We start from the raw sequence: 19,791 nt of genomic DNA, 5'->3' as shown, positions 1-19,791 counted from the left end.
TTCCCTAATGAGCGATGAGCAAGATTTGTTTTTCTTATACAGCCTGAACCATGAGAATGACCAGCATCGTTGAGAGGATCTTATCTATGTGGCAAAGCTATATGAACGGATTGCTGGTGGCCCTCGGCCTGATCATGGCCATCGGCACGCAAAACGCCTTCGTGCTGGCGCAGAGTCTGCGCCGTGAACATCACCTGCCCGTGGCGGCGCTGTGTGTGATTTGCGACGCGTTGCTGGTCACCGCAGGCGTATTCGGCCTGGCCACGGTGCTGGCTCACAGCCCGATCCTGTTGGGCGTGGCGCGCTGGGGCGGCGCTGCGTTCCTGGTGTGGTATGGCGTGTCGGCATTGCGTCGAGCCTGTTCGACACAGAGCCTGGATCAAGGCGCCAATATCAAGATGCGCTCCCTGCGCGCGGTACTGCTCAGTGCCTTGGCGGTCACCTTGCTCAACCCCCACGTGTACCTGGACACGGTATTGCTGATTGGTTCGCTGGGCGCGCAACAAACCGACCCCGGCGCCTACGTGGCCGGCGCCGCCAGCGCTTCGTTCCTGTGGTTCATGACCCTGGCCGTGGGCGCGGCATGGCTGGCACCGTGGTTGGCACGCCCGGCGACCTGGCGCCTGCTGGACCTGTTGGTGGCGGCGATGATGTTCAGCGTGGCCTACCAATTAATAAGCGCGCCGTGAACTTATTCCAAAAGGCTCTGGAACCTCTATCCCACACAGTTGTTGCGTGGTTTTGCCGCACCCCCGGTGCTATGATCCTGCCCCTGCGCCGCAAAGAGTACAAACTCCCCGGCGCTTGTTTGGCCGCCCGTGATCGGCCTTGCGCTCACCGCAACTGACCTGATTAGGAGAATCATCATGGCTTTCGAATTGCCGCCGCTGCCCTACGCACACGATGCCCTGCAGCCGCACATCTCCAAGGAAACCTTGGAATACCACCACGACAAGCACCACAACACCTATGTCGTGAACCTGAACAACCTGGTGCCTGGCACCGAGTTCGAAGGCAAGACCCTGGAAGAGATCGTCAAATCCTCTTCGGGCGGCATCTTCAACAACGCCGCTCAGGTCTGGAACCACACTTTCTACTGGAACTGCCTGGCGCCAAACGCCGGCGGCCAACCTACCGGCGCACTGGCTGAAGCCATCAACGCGGCGTTCGGTTCGTTCGACAAGTTCAAGGAAGAGTTCACCAAGACGTCCGTCGGCACCTTCGGTTCCGGTTGGGGCTGGCTGGTGAAAAAGGCTGACGGTTCCCTGGCCCTGGCCAGCACCATCGGCGCCGGCAACCCGCTGACCAACGGCGACACTCCGCTGCTGACCTGCGACGTGTGGGAACACGCCTACTACATCGACTACCGCAACGTGCGTCCAAAGTATGTGGAAGCGTTCTGGAACCTGGTCAACTGGAAGTTCGTGGCTGAGCAGTTCGAAGGCAAGACCTTCACTGCCTAAGCAACGCTTGCAGTAAAAAGAGCCCGGCGATTGCCGGGCTTTTTTGTGCTGTCATAAATTGTCATGCCTGCGCAGGAACCCCGTCATTGTGTATTGCCACGTAGTCATCGAGACGAAATGATCTCTCTAACCTGTCGGAGAAATAACAATGGCAATCGGCGCAATGGCAGCACTTCCCGTAGTAGGCGACCTGTTAAAAACGGCACTCCCGGTGGTTGGCGATATTGTCAAAGCGGTGACGCCGCTGATCCAACCGTTCGCGGATGCCGTCGCAAAGAAGATAGGCACTGAAGAAGAGACGCAGCCAAGCAAATCCATTGAATTTGCCAAAGACGCAAAAATTGAAAAGCTGATGATCACGTTCAAACAGTAGAACAAAGGGTGGCAGAGAGCGCTCTCTTTGCCACCCTTGGCTATCAGAAGCGAATTTGCTTCTGCTGGCTCATGTTGCTATCGGCAAAATTCACCGCGCGGTCCAGCACTTGCTTTGCAGTATCCGCCGCCATCCCCGCTACTTGAGCCGCCAACGGCAATACGATGGGGGCCAGCGCTGCGATGCCGGCTGTTGCTGCTCCTGCTGCGATCATAAATACAAACTCCGAAATTGACCGAAAGGCTTATTCCTCTCGTGGCCTATGTGGCAATTTCCCAAGACTTGGTTCCTGGTTTCACACCATTTCACGCGTCTTCCAATGTCCCTTTGACGGCCCTTACCAGATTGCCAATACTCATGGCATATTGAAGGCCACCCGCGTGAGACAAGGAATGCCCCTTTGAAGCTGGAACTCAAACACAGCTTGTCGGTGAAGTTGCTACGGGTGGTGCTGCTGTCGGCATTGATCGTGGGCGTGGCGCTGAGCGTGGCCCAGATCGTGTTTGATGCCTATAAGACGCGCCAGACCGTGGCCGGTGATGCCCAGCGCATCCTCGACATGTTTCGCGACCCTTCGACCCAGGCCGTCTACAGCCTGGACCGCGAGATGGGCATGCAGGTGATCGAAGGGCTGTTCCAGGACGATGCCGTGCGCATGGCCTCCATCGGCCACCCCAACGAAACCATGCTGGCGGAAAAAAGCCGGGCGCTGCAGCAATCCTCCAGCCGCTGGCTGACCGACCTGATTCTTGGCCAGGAACGCACGTTTACCACCAGCCTGGTCGGCAAAGGCCCCTACAGCGAATATTACGGTGACCTGAGCATTACCCTCGACACCGCCACCTATGGCCAGGGATTTATTGTCAATTCGGTGATCATCTTCATTTCCGGGGTGCTGCGCGCGCTCGCCTTGGGCCTGGTGCTGTACCTGGTCTACCACTGGCTGCTGACCAAACCGCTGTCGCGAATCATCGAACACCTGACCTCAATCAATCCGGACCGCCCCAGCGAACACAAGATTCCGCAGCTCAAGGGTCATGAGCGCAACGAACTGGGGCTGTGGATCAACACCGCCAACCAATTGCTCGAATCCATCGAGCGCAACACTCACTTACGTCACGAAGCGGAAAGCAGCCTGTTGCGCATGGCCCAGTACGACTTCCTGACCGGCCTGCCGAACCGCCAGAAACTGCAGGAGCAACTGGACAAGATCCTGATCGACGCCGGCCGCCGGCAGCGCCGTGTGGCCGTGTTGTGCGTGGGGCTGGATGACTTCAAAAGCGTCAACGAGCAATTCACCTACCAGGCCGGCGACAAGTTGCTGCTGGCCCTGGCCGACCGCCTGCGCGCCCACAGCGGCCGCCTCGGCGCCCTGGCACGCCTGGGCGGCGATCAGTTTGCCCTGGTCCAGGCCAATATCGACCAACCCTACGAAGCCGCCGAACTCGCGCAAAGTATCCTCGACGACCTGGAAGCGGAGTTCGCCCTCGATCAGGAACCGATCCGCCTGCGTGCCACCATCGGCATCACCCTGTTCCCCGAAGATGGCGACAGCACCGAGAAGCTGCTGCAAAAAGCCGAGCAGACCATGACCCTGGCCAAGAGCCGCTCGCGCAACCGCTATCAGTTCTATATCGCCAGCGTCGACAGCGAAATGCGCCGGCGCCGCGAATTGGAAAAAGACCTGCGCGAGGCGTTGAGCCGCGATCAGTTTCACCTGGTGTACCAACCGCAGATCAGTTACCGCGACCAGCATGTGGTGGGCGTGGAAGCGCTGATTCGCTGGCAACATCCGGAACACGGGCTGGTGCCGCCGGACCTGTTTATTCCCTTGGCCGAACAGAACGGCACCATCATTCCCATCGGTGAGTGGGTGCTGGACCAGGCCTGCCGCCAGCTGCGCGAATGGCACGACCAGGGGTTCACCGGCCTGCGCATGGCGGTCAACCTGTCTACCGTGCAGTTGCACCACACCGAGCTGCCCCGCGTGGTGAACAACCTGATGCAGATCTACCGCCTGCCGCCGCGCAGCCTGGAGCTGGAAGTCACCGAGACCGGCCTGATGGAAGACATCAGCACCGCCGCCCAGCACCTGCTGAGCCTGCGCCGTTCCGGGGCGTTGATCGCCATCGATGACTTCGGCACCGGTTACTCGTCGCTGAGCTATCTGAAAAGCCTGCCGCTGGACAAGATCAAGATCGATAAGAGCTTCGTCCAGGACCTGCTGGACGATGACGACGATGCAACCATCGTGCGAGCGATTATCCAACTGGGCAAAAGCCTGGGCATGCAGGTGATCGCCGAAGGCGTGGAAACCGCGGAACAGGAGGCTTACATCATCTCCGAAGGCTGCCACGAAGGTCAGGGTTACTACTACAGCAAACCCTTGCAGGCTCGGGAGCTGGCGGCTTTTTTGAAGCAGGCCGAGCGGGACAACGCGATGATTCTGTAACAGGGCGAAACGATAGTTAATATTTCCCGCGTATAACCCTTTACACAAAATGCAAATCTTTCGCATTATGTCGCAGTTTTTGCGCCCCCCCGCGCGTCCTATCAACAACCGAAGCAGGATGTTCGCCATGATTCGTATGCCCCTGGCCACCGCCAGTCTGCTGGCTATTGCCATTTCTCTCGCCGGTTGCGGCGAAGGTAAAGACAAGCCCGCAGCCAACCAGGCGCCGACCCCGGCTGCCAGCACTACCGCTCCAGCGGCTGCCACCCCTGCCGGCCAGGTCGACGAAACCGCCGCCAAAGCCGTGGTCGCGCATTACGCCGACATGGTCTTCGCGGTGTACAGCGACGCCGAATCCACCGCGAAAACCCTGCAGACCGCGATCGACGCGTTCCTCGCCAAGCCGAACGACGAAACCCTGAAAGCCGCCCGCGCCGCCTGGGTTGCCGCCCGCGTGCCGTACCTGCAGAGCGAAGTATTCCGCTTCGGCAACACCATCATCGACGACTGGGAAGGCCAGGTGAACGCATGGCCGCTGGACGAAGGCCTGATCGACTACACCGACAAATCCTACGAGCATGCCCTGGGCAACCCGGGCGCTACCGCCAACATCATCGCCAACACCCAGATCCAGATCGGCGAAGACAAGATCGACGTGAAAGTCATCACCCCGGAAAAACTCGCCAGCCTCAATGAGCTGGGCGGTTCCGAAGCCAACGTCGCCACCGGCTACCACGCCATTGAATTCCTGCTGTGGGGCCAGGACCTCAACGGCACCGGCCCCGGCGCAGGCAAGCGTCCCGCATCGGACTACCTGACCGGTAGCGGTGCCACCGGCGGCCACAACGAGCGTCGTCGCGCCTACCTGAGCGCCGTGACCCAACTGCTGGTCAGCGACCTGGAAGAAATGGTCGGCAACTGGAAACCCAACGTCGAAGACAACTATCGCGCCACCCTCGAGGCAGAACCTGCCACCGACGGCCTGCGCAAAATGTTGTTCGGCATGGGCAGCCTCTCCCTCGGCGAACTGGCCGGTGAGCGTATGAAAGTGTCCCTGGAAGCCAACTCGCCGGAAGACGAGCAGGACTGCTTCAGCGACAACACTCACAATTCGCACTTCTACGACGCCAAGGGCATCCGCAACGTCTACCTGGGCGAGTACACCCGCGTCGACGGCACCAAAATGACCGGCGCCAGCCTGTCGTCCCTGGTGGCCAAGGCCGACCCGGCTGCTGATACCGCGTTGAAGGCCGACCTGGCCGCCACCGAGGCGAAGATCCAGGTCATGGTTGATCACGCCAACAAGGGTGAGCACTACGACCAATTGATCGCCGCCGGTAACGAGGCAGGCAACCAGATCGTGCGCGACGCCATCGCGGCGCTGGTCAAGCAGACCGGCTCGATCGAAGCCGCGGCCGGCAAGCTGGGCATCAGCGACCTGAACCCGGACAGCGCTGATCACGAGTTCTGAGTGGTGCTGTGTTGAATGAGGCGACCTTCGGGTCGCCTTTTTCATGCCTGCCTTTCACGGCCCAATAACCACCACAAAACGCTGTGGGAGGGTTCATACCCCCATAGCGGTGTGTCAGTGAAGGAAGTATCTGCTGAACCACCTATATCGGGAGCAAGTCGAATCGTCGCACCGACCCCTCATTTGCTCCAGATCGTCCCAAGTACGCCGGTTTACATGCCCTGCACCCCAGGTAGAATGGCGCCTCTGCCCTCTATCGAGCGAACTTCATGGCGTTGCCGACCCTACGTATCATCGGTTTCATCATCGGCATCTTCCTGATCACCCTCGCGATCGCCATGGTTGTGCCCATGGCCACCCTGGTGATTTTCGAACGCACCAGCGACCTGCCCTCGTTCCTGTGGGCCAGCATGATCACCTTTGTCGCCGGCCTGGCCCTGGTCATCCCCGGTCGCCCCGAGCATGTGCACCTGCGTCCGCGCGACATGTACCTGCTCACCGTCACCAGCTGGCTGGTGGTGTGCGTGTTCGCCGCGCTGCCGTTCCTGCTGACCCAGCACATCAGCTACACCGACTCGTTCTTCGAAAGCATGTCCGGCATCACCGCCACCGGCTCCACGGTATTGAGTGGGCTGGACAGCATGTCGCCGGGCATCCTGATGTGGCGCTCGCTGCTGCACTGGCTGGGCGGTATCGGCTTTATCGGCATGGCGGTGGCGATCCTGCCGCTGCTGCGTATCGGTGGCATGCGCCTGTTCCAGACCGAGTCCTCGGACCGCTCGGAAAAGGTCATGCCGCGCTCGCACATGGTGGCGCGCTTGATCGTGGCGGCGTATGTGGGGATTACCATCCTCGGCAGCCTGGCGTTCTGGTGGGCCGGCATGGGCCTGTTCGACGCGATCAACCACGCGATGTCGGCGATTTCCACCGGTGGGTTCTCCACCTCCGACGAATCCCTGGCCCACTGGAAACAACCGGCGGTGCACTGGGTGGCGGTGGTGGTGATGATCCTCGGCAGCCTGCCGTTCACCCTGTACGTCGCCACCTTGCGCGGCAACCGCAAGGCACTGATCAAGGACCAACAAGTGCAGGGCCTGCTCGGGCTGCTGGTGGTGACCTGGCTGGTGCTCGGCACCTGGTACTGGTGGACCACCAACCTGCATTGGCTGGAGGCCCTGCGCCACGTGGCGCTGAACGTGACCTCGGTGGTCACCACCACCGGTTTTGCGCTGGGGGACTACAGCCTCTGGGGCAACTTCTCGCTGATGCTGTTCTTCTACCTGGGCTTTATCGGTGGCTGTTCCGGCTCCACCGCGGGGGGCATCAAGATTTTCCGCTTCCAGGTCGCCTATATCCTGCTCAAGGCCAACTTGAACCAGTTGATTCACCCCCGCGCGGTGATCAAGCAGAAGTACAACGGTCATCGTCTCGACGAAGAGATCGTGCGTTCGATCCTGACCTTTTCGTTTTTCTTTGCCATCACCATCTGCGCCATCGCCCTGGCCTTGTCGCTGCTGGGTCTGGACTGGATGACCGCACTCACCGGCGCCGCCAGTACCGTGTCCGGCGTCGGCCCGGGCCTGGGCGAAACCATCGGCCCGGCCGGCAACTTCGCCAGCCTGCCGGATGCGGCCAAGTGGATTCTGTCGCTGGGCATGTTGCTGGGCCGGCTGGAAATCATCACAGTCTTTGTTCTGTGCATCCCGGCGTTCTGGCGTCACTGACCGTCGATGTCTCCTGCAACCGCGCCCGGTATTCGCCGGGCGTGGCATCGAACCAGCGGCGAAACGCGCGGAAGAAGTTACTGGGGTCGGCAAACCCCAACAGATAGGCAATTTCCAGCAGGGTCATGCTCGGCTGCGCCAGGTATTGCTCGGCCAGTTCGCGGCGGGTGTCGTCGAGCAGGGTCTGAAAACTGGTGCCCTCCTCCTGCAAACGCCGCTGCAAGGTACGCTGGGACAGGTGCAGGGTCTGGGCCACCACTTCGCGCTTGGGTTCGCCCTGGGGCAACAGGCGGCACAACACCTGGCGAGCCCTGTGGGTCACACGACTTTCGGAGAAACGCGCCAGGTATTCACCGGCAAACCGATCATGCAGCAGCGCCATGGCTTCATTGGCCGTGGGCAGCGGTGCGTCCATGTCGGCACGTTCGAAGATCAGCGCGTCGTACACCGCATTGAACTCCAGCGGGGCATGGAACGCCTGTTTGTAAGGGGCCAGGTCCACCCGAGGCTCACCCTGCAACATGACTTTGCGCGGTTGCAGGGTGCGCCCGGTCAGCCAGCCGCACAGCGCCAGAGCACAAGCCAGCGAGGCTTCGGCGCTTTGCCGGGTGGGCGGCAGATGATCGCCATGCACCGTCAGAATCAGCGCATAGCCTTCGGGCAACAGGCGAAAGCTCAAGTCGGCGCTTTCGGCGATGATCCGCTGGTAGCGCACCAGACGCATAAAGCCTTCGGCCAGTGTGTTGCTGGACATCAAAGCGTAACCGGCGACGTGAAACGACGCCGGGCGCACCACCTTGCCCATGTTCAGGCCGATCGCCGGGTTGCCCGACAGCTCGACCGCGCGCTGCCACAGGCGCGTCATGGAATCCTGCGCAAAACGGGCGTCGGGGTCGTTGAGGGCGGCGTAATCCAGGCCCAGTTGCTTGAACAGACTGCGGCAATCAAGGCCGTCCATTTCCAGTGCCTTGACTATCCCCATCGCCCAGCTTGCAGAAGTTGTTCGTTCGCTCATGGCGTCTTCTTAATAAAGCAGGCTGAAAACGGCAGCCAGGAAGCCAAGGATACTAAAGTGGCATCCAATGTCACTGGCCGTTACCACTGATCACTCTAGACTTAAATAAGCTCCCCGCCGAACATCCGTTGAGCGGTATAACAATCAAAGGGCCGGTCACTGTGGAAAACGTCAATCGATTCAACAGCTTTGCCGAGTTTTACCCGTATTACCTACGCGAACACGGCAACAGCACCTGCCGGCGCCTGCATTTTATCGGCACCACATTAGTGATCGGTATTCTGGCCTACGCCATCGGCAAAGGGTCACTGGGCTTGTTGCTGGCCGTGCCGATTGCCGGCTACGGCTTTGCCTGGATCGGGCATTTCTTCTTCGAAAGGAACCGCCCGGCGACCTTCAAGCACCCGTTCTACAGCTTGCTGGGGGATTTTGTGATGTACCGCGACATGATTCTGGGCAAGGTGCCGTTCTAGCTCCTCGTCGAGATAAAAGTCTTTTTGTCATTTACAGTGTTGTATCCTGCGAAGGCTTTTTGAGAGCGCGGACTCACCTGCGATTGAAAAAACAGACTTTGCGAGGAGCGACGACGATGCACGAGATACCTAATCTCCCCTTCCCAAGCCTGCACGAAACTGAGCAGCCAACACCGCAACAGGCCAGCCCCAAGCAGCCTGAGGCCAAAGAAGCCAAACCAGTCGACAGCGAACGCCAGGACTGACGCCGTACCAGACCGTGTGGAAAGCGCAGCTTTGAGCGCTTTCCACACTGCCTGAATCACCCGAGGTACCCGCCATGACCGATATCCTCCCCGACACCCGGGACACCGCCGTCCTCGATGCAGCCTTGCAGATGGTCGAGGTGTGGAACCGCCTCAGCGCCGACAAGCAAGCGGTGCTGCTCAAGCGCTTCGGCACCCAGGAAAACGCGTTGGCCGCATTGGTCACCACTCAACTGCTGGCCCCCGCCAAGCCCTGACCTCTGACGTTTTTGCGTTTTACCGCCCTGCTCGGGTCAAAGCACCGCTATCATTAGCAGCCTATCTTTACCTGCTGCGACAGTGGACCTCTCCCCATGCCAGATACCCAGCGCCCCATGGCGGTCACGCTGCAAGTTGTTTCCATCGTGTTGTTCACCTTTATCGGCTACCTGAATATCGGCATCCCTCTGGCCGTGTTGCCGGGCTATGTCCACAGCGAACTGGGCTATGGCGCGGTGATTGCCGGGTTGGTGATCAGCGTGCAATACCTGGCCACCCTGCTGAGCCGACCGTATGCGGGCAAACTCATCGACAACCTGGGCAGCAAGCGAGCGGTGCTGATCGGCCTGGCGGGATGCGGCCTGAGCGGTGTGTTCATGTTGATCGCGGCATGGTCCTCAAGCCTGCCGGCCTTGAGCCTGGGCAGCCTGTTGATTGGCCGCTTGGTGCTGGGCAGCGCGGAAAGCCTGGTGGGTTCGGGCGCCATCGGCTGGGGCATCGGCCGGGTGGGCGCGGCCAACACCGCCAAGGTCATCTCGTGGAATGGCATCGCCAGTTATGGCGCGCTGGCGGTCGGTGCGCCGCTGGGAGTGTTGCTGGTCAGGCAATTCGGGCTGTGGAGCATGGGCGTCAGCATTATCCTGCTGGCGGCGGTGGGCTTGCTGCTGGGGTGGAACAAGGTCGCCGCGCCGATTGTCGCCGGCGTGCGCCTGCCGTTCATGAATGTCCTCGGTCGGGTACTCCCGCACGGCTGCGCGCTGGCCTTGGGCTCGATCGGCTTTGGCACCATCGCCACCTTCATCACCCTGTATTACACCACCCAGCACTGGGATAACGCGGTGTGGGCACTGAGCCTGTTCGGCGCCAGTTTTATCGGCGCACGCCTGTTGTTCGGCAATTTTATCAACCGTATCGGCGGTTTTCGCGTGGCAATCGCCTGCCTGTCGGTGGAGATCCTCGGCCTGCTGTTGCTATGGCTGGCGCCGGATGCCAATTTGGCCCTGGCCGGCGCGGCGTTGAGCGGCTTTGGGTTTTCCCTGGTGTTTCCGGCCCTGGGGGTAGAGGCGGTCAACCTGGTGCCTGCGTCCAGCCGGGGTTCGGCGGTCGGCGCCTATTCATTGTTTATCGACCTGTCCCTGGGCATCACCGGCCCGTTGGCCGGGGCGGTAGCGGCAGGCTTCGGCTTTGCGTCGATCTTCCTGTTCGCCGCCCTCGCCGCCCTGGGTGGCCTGTTGCTGAGTGTGTACCTGTACCGGCAGGCGCCCAAGGCGCGCGAGGCACGCGACGCTTAGAAATCGACCTTGCCGCGCCCGGCCTTGATGCTCCCGCGTTTGGTCTTGGATTCGAGGCGACGCTTTTTCGAGCCCAGGGTGGGCTTGGTCGGGCGACGCTTCTTCTCCACCTTGGTGGCGCTAAGTATCAGTTCCACCAGGCGCTCCAACGCATCGGCGCGGTTCTGTTCCTGGGTCCGGTATTGCTGGGCCTTGAGGATCAACACGCCGTCGCTGGTGATGCGACTGTCACGCAGCGCCAGCAGCCGCTCTTTATAGAAATCCGGCAGCGACGACGCCGGAATATCAAAACGCAGGTGCACCGCGCTCGACACCTTGTTGACGTTCTGCCCACCGGCGCCCTGGGCACGGATGGCAGTCAGCTCGATTTCGGCATCGGGCAGGTGCACGTTGTTGGAAATGACCAGCATCACTCAAAAACCTTAGGCAACGGATAAGCCAATCGTGGATAACAACATAGGCAACAAGGTCACCCGTGGAATGAAAATACCCTTGATCGCTTTGCTCGGCACTTTAGCACTCATTCAAACTTCGCATTCCTTCGCCGATAGTGCCAACGGCAAGACTCTGTATTCACAGCGATGCGCCATGTGCCATGGAGCGGATCTCAAGGCAACGGGACCACTGGCCAGGAAAAGCAGCCCGCCTACCCCTGACCTCACAACCCCCGCGTTCAAAAAACGCCTGGCTGAGTATCCGGGCGTTATTGTGTCTTCGGTCATCCTTCGTCCCAATGGGAACCTGATTCCAAAAACATTGCAGGAGAACGGTGTGCGCGTACCGCCGCATGCGTGGAGCGTTGAGGATTTTCGCGATTTGAATCAATACATGAGTGGTGTGATTTTAAAAAGCCGGTGAATGGCTCTTAAAAAATGTATTCGAAACACCCTGAATTTTCCGTCTACTTTTCCCACGTTTCCCATCGAATATTGCCGATTCCAGCTCCTTGACCCTCCCTCGTAGGCTCACTCCCCCACACAAGGAAGTGAGCCCGTCATGTCTGAACGCTCCTATCCGAAAAACGGCAGAGCGCACAAAGGACGCCGAGCCAGGCCGAACCACGCCAAAATAATTTTGATAGGAGCCTCAGACATGCAGCATGAAATTCTTGCATTTGATAAAAAAACCGAGGAGTTGGCTTTCAGTATTGAAATTCCTGCCGACCAGTACGACAAATTATCGGAGCTAATGTCCTGGAGCGAGCCTGAAGATGCGATCTATGAGTACGACCTATCACCAGAGCAAGTCGGCCTTCTTGAAAGCATGACCGGCAAGACCTTCAATAGCCCGGACTACACTTTTCAGTTGTCTTGTAGTGAATGACGCTATATGGCCGCGCTGTGTAGACGTGAAATGTATGGCAGCAGATGAAATAAGTGGAGTGAGTGCAACTGTGCGGCTCATGGCGCCCTGCCATGGTGGAAAAAGTAGTCGTTTAAACATCAACGTCTTTGAAACAAGTGAGCACTGGAAATACCAGACGTCCAGATCTGTTTTTTTCATCCCTGAAAAGCAAATGCCCCGACAACTCAGGGCATTTGCTCAGCCGGTGCAGGCAGCGTTTTCACATAGCCTGCATATTTCGCTTACTTCAACACCGCACTCGCCGTCGCCAACGCCGCTTCGGCACTGCGCTTGTTCTTGAACCAGTAACACACCGCCATAAACGCCACCCACACCGGGATCGCGTACACCGACACCTGGATCCCCGGAATCATCAGCATGATCACCAGGATAAACACCACGAACGCCAGACAGAGGTAGTTGCCGTACGGATACCACAGCGCCTTGAACAACGGCACCTGGCCGGTGCGGTTCATGTGCTGGCGGAACTTGAAGTGCGAGAAGCTGATCATCGCCCAGTTGATCACCAACGTGGCCACCACCAGCGACATCAGCAACTCCAACGCGTGTTGTGGGACGAAGTAGTTCATCAGCACCGCCACTAGGGTCACCGCCGCCGAGGCGAGGATCGCACGCACGGGCACGCCGCGCTTGTCGATCCGGGACAGGGCCTTGGGCGCATCGCCCTGCTCGGCCATGCCCAGCAGCATGCGGCTGTTGCAGTAGGTGCCGCTGTTGTACACCGACAAGGCCGCCGTCAGGACCACGAAGTTGAGGATGTGCGCAGCCGTGTTGCTACCCAGCATCGAGAACACCTGCACGAACGGGCTGCCGCTGTAGGCATCGCCGGACGCATTGAGGGTGGCCAGCAGGCTGTCCCACGGCGTCAGCGACAACAGCACCACCAAGGCGCCGATGTAGAAGATCAGGATGCGGTAGATCACCTGGTTGATCGCCTTGGGGATCACGGTGCGCGGCTGGTCGGCTTCGGCAGCGGTAAAGCCGAGCATTTCCAGGCCGCCGAAGGAGAACATGATGATCGCCATGGCCATTACCAGGCCGCCGACGCCATGGGGGAAGAAACCGCCGTGTTCCCACAGGTTGCTCACCGAGGCTTGCGGGCCGCCGCTGCCGCTGACCAGCAGGTAGCTGCCCAGAGCGATCATGCCGACGATGGCCACCACCTTGATGATCGCGAACCAAAACTCGGCCTCGCCGAACACTTTGACGTTGGCCAGGTTGATCAGGTTGATCAGCACGAAGAACGCCGCCGCCGAGACCCAGGTCGGGATCTCCGGCCACCAATAGTGCACGTACTTGCCGACGGCCGTCAGCTCCGACATGCCCACCAGGATGTACAGGATCCAGCAGTTCCAGCCCGACAGGAACCCGGCGAAACCGCCCCAGTACTTGTGGGCAAAGTGGCTGAAGGAGCCGGCAACCGGCTCTTCGACGATCATTTCGCCGAGCTGGCGCATGATCATGAAGGCAATGAAGCCACAGATCGCATAGCCCAGGATCATCGACGGACCGGCGGATTTGAGCACCCCGGCCGAGCCCAGGAACAGGCCGGTACCGATGGCGCCACCGAGGGCGATCAACTGGATATGACGGTTTTTCAGGCCGCGTTTCAGCTCGCCTGAAGAAGAATGGGGTCCACTCATGAAAAGGGTCTCACGCAAGGTTTGATGATGTGAATGCACGTTGCTGCGTTGAATCTCGACTCAAGCAGCGCCGCTCAAACCCCAGCGCAGGCACCAGGAGTACAGCGTTTTTCCAACGTTCATGCGTCACCTGTTTGTTTTTATCTGTGACGAAATCGAACCCGCCGGGCTCGTGGCCGGGCGGAGTGATCAGGGTGGGTAAACCCTGAGGTCTTGGCCTTTTGCGTGGTTACGCAAGGGGTCACAGTAAAACGCGGCGCATTGTACACCGCTCGACCGCTTGCGAACGCCCTGCAACAGTGCACGCGACAATCTGTCAGGCATTCGTTACGACGAAAGGCGGCCCAATAATGCCGAGCGCTTCTCGTAAATTTATCGTTACACCGTGGAAAATAAGCGTTACAGCCAAGCTGTCGACCTTCGGCAAACGGAAAAATGTCGGTAAGAAATTTCCGAAACATTACCCGCGCCAGCTCATTGTTTTTACTGAATAAAAAACTCACGGTGAAAAAACAGAAGAAAAAATCCAAATGAGACCGTGTCAATAAATTTTTTGCATTAACCAACAAGCTCTCCTAGGTTCATTCCACTTGTCCAGCGAAGCCCGCTGGCAAGCCGTTCTCAAACACCGTCCTCTAGGAGATACACCATGCAAGCACTGGAAAACGACCTGGAAACCGAACTGCAACTCGACGATTGGCTTGAAGCGCCGACCCATGAGGCCGCCGTTGAAATGATGCAGGCCGACGCCGTCGTGCCGTTCGGCACCGCGATGTGGCCTTTCTAAGACGCGACAGGCATTCGGCAGGTGCTGTGCACGGCACCTGCCCCCCTTACCCAAGGCACACAAGGACACCCGTCATGGACAAGGCCCGCGCCGTCGAACACTTTCTTTACTACCTCGCCCATCACCCAGCGCTCAACGGCCTGAGTTGCCCCACTGTGCTGCTGGGCCATACCGAGCGTTACGACGCCATTGCTCACGCCATCACCCACAGCAGCGCCGCCCGCTTCAATTTCCAGGTACAGCGCCTGGACCTGGCCGCCAGCGATACCCTGGCCAAGGCCATCGAAGCCTGCGACCTGTACCTGTTTCTCTACGACGCCTCGACACTGCCCAACCCACGCGCCGAAGGCCCGGACTTTATCCGCGCCCTGCAGGGGGTGATGGCCGAACACTGGAAGAAATCCCTGCTGTTCAAGGACTACGGCGACTACTTCTACGACACCTTCAGCGTCGAGCCGCAGCGCATCGCCGACCTCAACGCCACGTTGATCCGGCGCATGGGCCAGGCCAACGTGCTGAGCTTTACCGACAAACACGGCTCACGTCTTGAAGCGCCGATGAGCAGCATCAAAAAGTGGACCAATATCAACGGCGTCGGCAACCACGACCTGGCACCCGGCGAAATCGCCACCCACAGTGAGGCCATCAATGGCCAGGTGAGATTTGTCGGCACCTTTCTCAGCACTATCCCGTTTGCACGCAAATACGGCGTGCTGGAGTCGCCGCTGGAGTTGTGGATCGAGAACTCGACCGTCTGCAGCGTGGCCAGCGAGGTGCCGGGGCTGGTGGATGACTTCAACAAATACCTGAATGCCAACCCGTCCAACCGTCGGGTGGAGGAACTGGGCATTGGCACCAATGAAGGGGTCAAGGATTTATATGCGCGCAATGCCGGGTTTGAGGAGCGCCATTGCGGCTTGCACCTGGGGCTGGGCGGCGGGCAGAAAGGCAGTCATCACCTGGATCTGATCTTTGCCAGCGGGGTGTTGGCGTTGGATGACAAGCCGGTATTCGATGGCGCCTTTGCGTTCTGAGCACCCATTTCGAATCAAATGAAGATCCAAAAAAAAACGCCAACCCTAAGGTTGGCGTTTTTGTGCAGCGTTTACATCACTGCGGTTTCTTGCGACCAAAACCCGGACGTTGACCCGAACCGGCCGGTGCGCCACGGCGCTTGCCAGACGGCTCGTCGGCGACCAGTTTCGGACCGGGGCGCTTATTCGCCGCCGGCTTGGCTGGACGTTTGGTGCTGGCGTTGTCGGCCGGGCGATCCGCTTCACCACGGTTGCTGCGACCACCGGCCGGCGCAGGGCGCGGCGTACGTGGAGCACGCTCGCCTTCCTGACGCGATGGCGCCGTTGGACGACGTTCACCCTCGATCTGCGGCTGACGCGAGATACGCCCGCCGGTGGCCGGTGCATCCAGCGCCGGGCGCAGGGTGCGGGCCACACGTTCGGTACGCGCGACAGGACGCGACGACTTACGCTGCATACGCTCAAGCTTGTCTTTGCTCTTGGCGTTCATCTGCGGCATTGCGACCGGCGTCAGGCCGACTTCGGCGCTGAGGATGTCGACTTCGTACTGGCTCATTTCGCGCCAGCGGCCCATCGGCAGGTCGGAGTTCAAGAACACCGGGCCGAAACGCACGCGTTTCAGGCGGCTGACCACCAGGCCCTGGGATTCCCACAGGCGACGTACTTCGCGGTTACGACCTTCCATCACCACGCAGTGGTACCAGTGGTTGAAACCCTCGCCACCGGGCGCCTGCTTGATGTCGGTGAACTTGGCCGGGCCGTCTTCCAGCACCACGCCGGCCTTGAGGCGTTCGATCATCTCGTCGTCGACTTCACCGCGTACACGTACGGCGTACTCACGGTCCATCTCGTAGGACGGGTGCATCAGGCGGTTGGCCAGTTCACCGTCGGTGGTGAACATCAGCAAGCCGGTGGTGTTGATGTCCAGGCGACCGATGTTGATCCAGCGGCCTTCTTTGGGCTTGGGCATCTTGTCGAATACGGTCGGACGGCCTTCGGGATCGTCACGGGTGCAGATCTCGCCATCGGGCTTGTTGTACATGATCACGCGGCGCACCGATTCGGCGGCCTCTTCACGCTTGATCACCTTGCCATCGATGGTGATCGCGTCGTGCAGGTCGACGCGCTGGCCGAGGGTGGCCTCGACGCCGTTGACCTTGATGCGCTTCTGGGTGATCCAGGCTTCGACGTCGCGGCGCGAGCCCACGCCGATACGCGCCAGCACCTTTTGCAGCTTTTCGCCTGCTGGGCCGATTTCCTGGTCTTTATGGTCTTGGTCATTCATCTTAAGCACCTCCCGGTGGGTCGATTCAGGCGTGGCCTGAAGAGTGTTGAAAGCGGGGCTTTGGCCGAATACGGCGGCAAAGGGTCGCGAATCATACGCGCATGACGCGCATTGCGCATCACAGAGTAGTCGATACAGCCCAAGTCATTTGCTTTTCCGCCGACCGGTGGCGCCCAAGGCCAGCAGGCGCAGCTCGGCTTCGGCCAGCACCGCGCGCTTGTCTACCTTGTCGAGTTTCTTCCAGGCGCGGATTTCGCGCTTGCTGCGCCCGCAGCCGACGCAGATATCGTCGCTGAACTTGCAGAGGCTGATGCAGGGGTCTTTGGTTGAACTCATGCTTTCTCCCAAACAATGGAGATCAAATGTGGGAGGGGGCTTGCTCCCGTTGGGCCGCGAAGCGGCCCCTCTCTTTGTTTACACAGAATGGGACTGCTGCGCAGTCCAACGGGAGCAAGCTCCCTCGCCACAGGTCACTTTTTACCCCTTCAAAGCCTTAACCCCTCCCACATGGGACCGCGTCAGTCTTCGAACTGGCGGCGTTCGTTTTCGATGGCCTCGGCCAGTGCCCGGGCCTCGTCTTCCTCATCGCTCAGCGGCGGTTGTTCGAGGGCGGCGACGGCGGCCAGGAGTTTCTCGCGGGCATCGGCCACGCCGAGGATGTCTTCTTCGGGCTCGACCTCAGGCTCAACTTCAACGTTCACCTCGGTTTCCGGCTCGGCCGCCCCATCACGCAGCAAATCATCAAAGTCGGTCTTGATGCCCTGCTCCATGTCATCCAGCTCCAGCAGCAAGGTATGGAAACTGGTTTCGTCCTTCGGTTCCTCCGGCTCGGCGCTGGCATCGGCCAATTCCTGCAAGCCCTGCGGCACCGGCGCGTCGTCGAAGTCGAGCACCGGCTCGGCTTCCATCTCGCGCAATTCAGCGAGCGGAGGCAGGTCGTCGAGGTTTTTCAGGTTGAAGTGGTCGAGGAACACCTTGGTGGTGGCGAACATCGCCGGCTTGCCCGGCACGTCGCGGTAACCGACGATGCGGATCCACTCGCGTTCCAGCAGCGTCTTGACGATGTGGCTGTTGACCGCCACGCCCCGCACATCCTCGATCTCGCCCCGAGTGATCGGCTGGCGATAGGCGATCAGCGCCATGGTCTCGAGCATCGCCCGTGAATAGCGTTGCGGGCGCTCTTCCCACAGGCGGCCGACCCATGGGGAAAATTTCTCACGGATCTGCAGGCGATAACCCGACGCCACTTCGCGCAGTTCAAACGCGCGGCCGTCGCAGGACTTGCGCAGGATCTCCAGCGCCTTCTTGAACACCGGCGGCTCGGGGCGTTCAGCCTCTTCAAACAGTTCGAACAGGCGCTCCAGGGATTGCGGCTTACCCGAGGCCAGGAGAAAGGCTTCCAGCAAGGGCGCCAGTTCGCGGGGTTCAGTCAGGTTCATGGTTTCAGCTCTTTATTCGGCTCGCGCCCGCACGTGGATAGCCGCAAAAGGCTCATTCTGGACCAGCTCGACCAAGGACTCCTTGACCAATTCGAGGACCGCCATAAAGGTTACCACCACCCCCAGGCGCCCTTCTTCAGCGGTGAACAGCTCGACAAACGGCACAAACCCGCCACCCTTGAGACGCTCCAGCACATCGCTCATGCGTTCGCGGGTCGACAACGCCTCGCGGCTGACCTGGTGGCTTTCGAACATGTCGCCACGGCGCAGCACCTCGGCCATGGACATCAGCAACTCTTCCAGGCTCACGTCCGGCAACAATTTGCGCGCACGGGCCTCCGGCGCGTCGAGCTTGGGCACCACCACGTCACGGCCCACCCGGCTCAAGCCGTCGATGCCTTCAGCGGCAGCCTTGAAACGCTCGTACTCCTGCAGACGGCGGATCAATTCGGCGCGCGGGTCGTCTTCCTCGGCTTCGACCGTCTCCGAGCGCGGCAGCAGCATGCGCGACTTGATCTCGGCGAGCATGGCAGCCATCACCAGGTACTCGGCGGCCAGTTCCAGGCGCACCGACTGCATCAATTCGACATAGCCCATGTACTGGCGGGTGATTTCCGCCACCGGGATGTCGAGGATGTTGATGTTCTGCTTGCGGATCAGGTACAGCAGCAAGTCGAGCGGGCCTTCGAAAGCGTCGAGGAACACCTCCAGGGCATCCGGCGGGATGTACAGGTCCAGCGGCATTTCCATGACCGCCTGGCCATATACCATGGCGAACGGCAACTCCTGCTGGGCGCCTGCCTGGGGGTCGACGGTTTCCACTGACGACATTCAGGCCTCGACCATAAACGGTGCGGGATCGCCGCAGCCGACACGCACCACTTCGGGCTCACCGTCGGCCAGGTTGATCACGGTGGACGCCTTGCCGCCACCGAAGCCGCCATCGATGATCAGGTCCACCTGCTTTTCCAGCAGTTGGCGCATTTCGTACGGGTCTTCCAGCGGCTCGGTGTCGCCGGGCATGATCAAGGACACGCTCATCAATGGCTCACCCAGTTCGGCCAGCAGCGCCAGGGCAATCGGATGCTCCGGCACGCGCAGGCCGATGGTGCGCTTCTTCGGGTGCAGCAACAGGCGCGGCACTTCGCGGGTGGCGTTGAGGATGAAGGTGTAAGGCCCCGGTGTGTGAGCCTTGAGCAGGCGGAACGTACCGGTGTCGACCTTGGCGAACAGGCCGAGTTGGGACAAATCGCTGCAGATCAGCGCAAAGTTGTGCTTGTCATCCAGTTGACGCAGGCGTCTGACCCGCTCGACCGCGCCCTTGTCGCCGATCTGGCAGCCGATGGCGTAGGACGAGTCGGTAGGGTAGATCACCACGCCGCCGGCGCGAATAATCTCCACGGCCTGTTTTATCAGGCGCGCCTGGGGGTTTTCCGGATGAATCTGGAAGAATTGACTCACGTGTTCTACCT

The 19,791-nt window shown here is 60.2% G+C and carries 23 protein-coding genes; 14 read left to right on the top strand and 9 right to left on the bottom strand.

Features of this window, described 5'->3' with window-relative positions; translation table 11 throughout:
* The first annotated feature begins 86 nt into the window (after window positions 1-86).
* From V6M90_RS11410 to V6M90_RS11400, 3 genes are all read left to right on the top strand, one after another.
* On the top strand, window positions 87-689 hold the full coding sequence (locus V6M90_RS11410) for a LysE/ArgO family amino acid transporter (protein ID WP_305427705.1): 603 nt from the start codon (window positions 87-89) through the stop codon (window positions 687-689).
* A gap of 177 nt (window positions 690-866) precedes the next feature.
* Complete coding sequence (locus V6M90_RS11405; RefSeq protein ID WP_003175739.1) at window positions 867-1,463, top strand: superoxide dismutase; 597 nt, start codon at window positions 867-869, stop codon at window positions 1,461-1,463.
* Window positions 1,464-1,611: 148 nt separating this feature from the next.
* Window positions 1,612-1,836 carry a hypothetical protein gene (locus tag V6M90_RS11400; RefSeq protein WP_003175740.1) on the top strand — a complete coding sequence of 75 codons (225 nt, stop codon included), beginning with the start codon at window positions 1,612-1,614 and terminating at the stop codon, window positions 1,834-1,836.
* A gap of 43 nt (window positions 1,837-1,879) precedes the next feature.
* Here V6M90_RS11400 and V6M90_RS11395 read toward each other — a convergent pair whose 3' ends face one another.
* Window positions 1,880-2,050, bottom strand: coding sequence for a hypothetical protein (locus V6M90_RS11395; protein ID WP_003175741.1), 171 nt, complete (start codon window positions 2,048-2,050; stop codon window positions 1,880-1,882).
* Window positions 2,051-2,236: 186 nt separating this feature from the next.
* Here V6M90_RS11395 and V6M90_RS11390 point away from each other — a divergent pair, with 186 nt between their 5' ends.
* From V6M90_RS11390 to V6M90_RS11380, 3 genes are all read left to right on the top strand, one after another.
* Window positions 2,237-4,288, top strand: a complete 2,052-nt coding sequence (locus tag V6M90_RS11390; protein ID WP_141063317.1) for a putative bifunctional diguanylate cyclase/phosphodiesterase — start codon at window positions 2,237-2,239, stop codon at window positions 4,286-4,288.
* Window positions 4,289-4,415: 127 nt separating this feature from the next.
* Window positions 4,416-5,759, top strand: a complete 1,344-nt coding sequence (locus V6M90_RS11385) for an imelysin family protein (RefSeq protein ID WP_003175744.1) — start codon at window positions 4,416-4,418, stop codon at window positions 5,757-5,759.
* A gap of 269 nt (window positions 5,760-6,028) precedes the next feature.
* Complete coding sequence (locus tag V6M90_RS11380) at window positions 6,029-7,483, top strand: TrkH family potassium uptake protein (RefSeq protein WP_003175745.1); 1,455 nt, start codon at window positions 6,029-6,031, stop codon at window positions 7,481-7,483.
* Here V6M90_RS11380 and V6M90_RS11375 read toward each other — a convergent pair.
* Entirely contained in the window at window positions 7,440-8,498 is a 1,059-nt protein-coding gene (locus V6M90_RS11375) for an AraC family transcriptional regulator (RefSeq protein ID WP_332846487.1), read from the bottom strand. The genes V6M90_RS11380 and V6M90_RS11375 overlap by 44 nt on opposite strands.
* A 161-nt stretch (window positions 8,499-8,659) precedes the next feature.
* Here V6M90_RS11375 and V6M90_RS11370 point away from each other — a divergent pair, with 161 nt between their 5' ends.
* The 4 genes from V6M90_RS11370 (at window position 8,660) to V6M90_RS11355 (ending at window position 10,766) form a co-directional block, all read left to right on the top strand.
* Window positions 8,660-8,971: a DUF962 domain-containing protein gene (locus tag V6M90_RS11370; RefSeq protein ID WP_003175748.1), complete on the top strand. Its 312-nt coding sequence runs from the start codon at window positions 8,660-8,662 to the stop codon at window positions 8,969-8,971.
* Window positions 8,972-9,087: 116 nt separating this feature from the next.
* Window positions 9,088-9,216, top strand: coding sequence for a hypothetical protein (locus V6M90_RS11365; RefSeq protein WP_003175749.1), 129 nt, complete (start codon window positions 9,088-9,090; stop codon window positions 9,214-9,216).
* 74 nt (window positions 9,217-9,290) lie between these two features.
* Window positions 9,291-9,473, top strand: coding sequence for a hypothetical protein (locus V6M90_RS11360; protein ID WP_332846486.1), 183 nt, complete (start codon window positions 9,291-9,293; stop codon window positions 9,471-9,473).
* A 96-nt stretch (window positions 9,474-9,569) separates the two neighbouring features.
* Window positions 9,570-10,766: an MFS transporter gene (locus tag V6M90_RS11355; protein ID WP_003175751.1), complete on the top strand. Its 1,197-nt coding sequence runs from the start codon at window positions 9,570-9,572 to the stop codon at window positions 10,764-10,766.
* On the opposite strand, the gene arfB is transcribed toward V6M90_RS11355, so the two are convergent.
* Window positions 10,763-11,176, bottom strand: coding sequence for an alternative ribosome rescue aminoacyl-tRNA hydrolase ArfB (arfB, locus tag V6M90_RS11350; protein ID WP_042945196.1), 414 nt, complete (start codon window positions 11,174-11,176; stop codon window positions 10,763-10,765). The genes V6M90_RS11355 and arfB overlap by 4 nt on opposite strands.
* Before the next feature lie 70 nt (window positions 11,177-11,246).
* Here arfB and V6M90_RS11345 point away from each other — a divergent pair, with 70 nt between their 5' ends.
* Entirely contained in the window at window positions 11,247-11,624 is a 378-nt protein-coding gene (locus V6M90_RS11345) for a c-type cytochrome (RefSeq protein WP_332846509.1), read from the top strand.
* Window positions 11,625-11,762: 138 nt separating this feature from the next.
* On the top strand, window positions 11,763-12,089 hold the full coding sequence (locus V6M90_RS11340; protein ID WP_258317780.1) for a DUF7683 domain-containing protein: 327 nt from the start codon (window positions 11,763-11,765) through the stop codon (window positions 12,087-12,089).
* Between the two features lie 263 nt (window positions 12,090-12,352).
* Here the strand turns inward: V6M90_RS11340 and V6M90_RS11335 are convergent, their stop codons facing one another.
* Window positions 12,353-13,774, bottom strand: coding sequence for an amino acid permease (locus V6M90_RS11335; RefSeq protein WP_305427706.1), 1,422 nt, complete (start codon window positions 13,772-13,774; stop codon window positions 12,353-12,355).
* Between the two features lie 649 nt (window positions 13,775-14,423).
* On the opposite strand from V6M90_RS11335, the gene V6M90_RS11330 reads away from it, so the two are divergent.
* Together V6M90_RS11330 and V6M90_RS11325 are read left to right on the top strand one after the other, a co-directional pair.
* Complete coding sequence (locus tag V6M90_RS11330) at window positions 14,424-14,561, top strand: hypothetical protein (protein WP_332846485.1); 138 nt, start codon at window positions 14,424-14,426, stop codon at window positions 14,559-14,561.
* 74 nt (window positions 14,562-14,635) lie between these two features.
* Window positions 14,636-15,595, top strand: coding sequence for a M29 family metallopeptidase (locus tag V6M90_RS11325; protein WP_003175757.1), 960 nt, complete (start codon window positions 14,636-14,638; stop codon window positions 15,593-15,595).
* A gap of 76 nt (window positions 15,596-15,671) precedes the next feature.
* Here the strand turns inward: V6M90_RS11325 and rluB are convergent, their stop codons facing one another.
* The 5 genes from rluB to V6M90_RS11300 all read right to left on the bottom strand — a co-directional run bounded on the left by rluB (window position 15,672) and on the right by V6M90_RS11300 (window position 19,780).
* Complete coding sequence (gene rluB / locus V6M90_RS11320) at window positions 15,672-16,880, bottom strand: 23S rRNA pseudouridine(2605) synthase RluB (RefSeq protein WP_003175758.1); 1,209 nt, start codon at window positions 16,878-16,880, stop codon at window positions 15,672-15,674.
* Between the two features lie 144 nt (window positions 16,881-17,024).
* On the bottom strand, window positions 17,025-17,216 hold the full coding sequence (locus V6M90_RS11315) for a DUF1289 domain-containing protein (RefSeq protein WP_205479574.1): 192 nt from the start codon (window positions 17,214-17,216) through the stop codon (window positions 17,025-17,027).
* A 182-nt stretch (window positions 17,217-17,398) separates the two neighbouring features.
* The gene (gene scpB, locus V6M90_RS11310) at window positions 17,399-18,319 is read right to left on the bottom strand and encodes an SMC-Scp complex subunit ScpB (protein WP_003175761.1); all 921 of its coding nucleotides are present in this window, start codon (window positions 18,317-18,319) and stop codon (window positions 17,399-17,401) included.
* A gap of 12 nt (window positions 18,320-18,331) precedes the next feature.
* Window positions 18,332-19,030: a segregation and condensation protein A gene (locus tag V6M90_RS11305; RefSeq protein ID WP_176156672.1), complete on the bottom strand. Its 699-nt coding sequence runs from the start codon at window positions 19,028-19,030 to the stop codon at window positions 18,332-18,334.
* A 120-nt stretch (window positions 19,031-19,150) separates the two neighbouring features.
* Window positions 19,151-19,780: an L-threonylcarbamoyladenylate synthase gene (locus tag V6M90_RS11300; protein WP_017529178.1), complete on the bottom strand. Its 630-nt coding sequence runs from the start codon at window positions 19,778-19,780 to the stop codon at window positions 19,151-19,153.
* Window positions 19,781-19,791 lie beyond the last annotated feature (11 nt).

Source organism: Pseudomonas lactucae (assembly GCF_036688725.1).
Lineage (GTDB): Bacteria > Pseudomonadota > Gammaproteobacteria > Pseudomonadales > Pseudomonadaceae > Aquipseudomonas > Aquipseudomonas lactucae.
This window is presented reverse-complemented; position numbering and strand designations above follow the sequence as displayed.

Coding starts and splice junctions, on each gene's coding strand:
- V6M90_RS11410 (WP_305427705.1), top strand. CDS start 87: ATGTGGCAAAGCTATATGAACGGATTGCTGGTGGCCCTCGGCCTGATC.
- V6M90_RS11405 (WP_003175739.1), top strand. CDS start 867: ATGGCTTTCGAATTGCCGCCGCTGCCCTACGCACACGATGCCCTGCAG.
- V6M90_RS11400 (WP_003175740.1), top strand. CDS start 1,612: ATGGCAATCGGCGCAATGGCAGCACTTCCCGTAGTAGGCGACCTGTTA.
- V6M90_RS11395 (WP_003175741.1), bottom strand. CDS start 2,050: ATGATCGCAGCAGGAGCAGCAACAGCCGGCATCGCAGCGCTGGCCCCC.
- V6M90_RS11385 (WP_003175744.1), top strand. CDS start 4,416: ATGATTCGTATGCCCCTGGCCACCGCCAGTCTGCTGGCTATTGCCATT.
- V6M90_RS11380 (WP_003175745.1), top strand. CDS start 6,029: ATGGCGTTGCCGACCCTACGTATCATCGGTTTCATCATCGGCATCTTC.
- V6M90_RS11375 (WP_332846487.1), bottom strand. CDS start 8,498: ATGAGCGAACGAACAACTTCTGCAAGCTGGGCGATGGGGATAGTCAAG.
- V6M90_RS11365 (WP_003175749.1), top strand. CDS start 9,088: ATGCACGAGATACCTAATCTCCCCTTCCCAAGCCTGCACGAAACTGAG.
- V6M90_RS11360 (WP_332846486.1), top strand. CDS start 9,291: ATGACCGATATCCTCCCCGACACCCGGGACACCGCCGTCCTCGATGCA.
- V6M90_RS11355 (WP_003175751.1), top strand. CDS start 9,570: ATGCCAGATACCCAGCGCCCCATGGCGGTCACGCTGCAAGTTGTTTCC.
- arfB (WP_042945196.1), bottom strand. CDS start 11,176: ATGCTGGTCATTTCCAACAACGTGCACCTGCCCGATGCCGAAATCGAG.
- V6M90_RS11345 (WP_332846509.1), top strand. CDS start 11,247: ATGAAAATACCCTTGATCGCTTTGCTCGGCACTTTAGCACTCATTCAA.
- V6M90_RS11340 (WP_258317780.1), top strand. CDS start 11,763: ATGTCTGAACGCTCCTATCCGAAAAACGGCAGAGCGCACAAAGGACGC.
- V6M90_RS11335 (WP_305427706.1), bottom strand. CDS start 13,774: ATGAGTGGACCCCATTCTTCTTCAGGCGAGCTGAAACGCGGCCTGAAA.
- V6M90_RS11330 (WP_332846485.1), top strand. CDS start 14,424: ATGCAAGCACTGGAAAACGACCTGGAAACCGAACTGCAACTCGACGAT.
- V6M90_RS11325 (WP_003175757.1), top strand. CDS start 14,636: ATGGACAAGGCCCGCGCCGTCGAACACTTTCTTTACTACCTCGCCCAT.
- rluB (WP_003175758.1), bottom strand. CDS start 16,880: ATGAATGACCAAGACCATAAAGACCAGGAAATCGGCCCAGCAGGCGAA.
- V6M90_RS11315 (WP_205479574.1), bottom strand. CDS start 17,216: ATGAGTTCAACCAAAGACCCCTGCATCAGCCTCTGCAAGTTCAGCGAC.
- scpB (WP_003175761.1), bottom strand. CDS start 18,319: ATGAACCTGACTGAACCCCGCGAACTGGCGCCCTTGCTGGAAGCCTTT.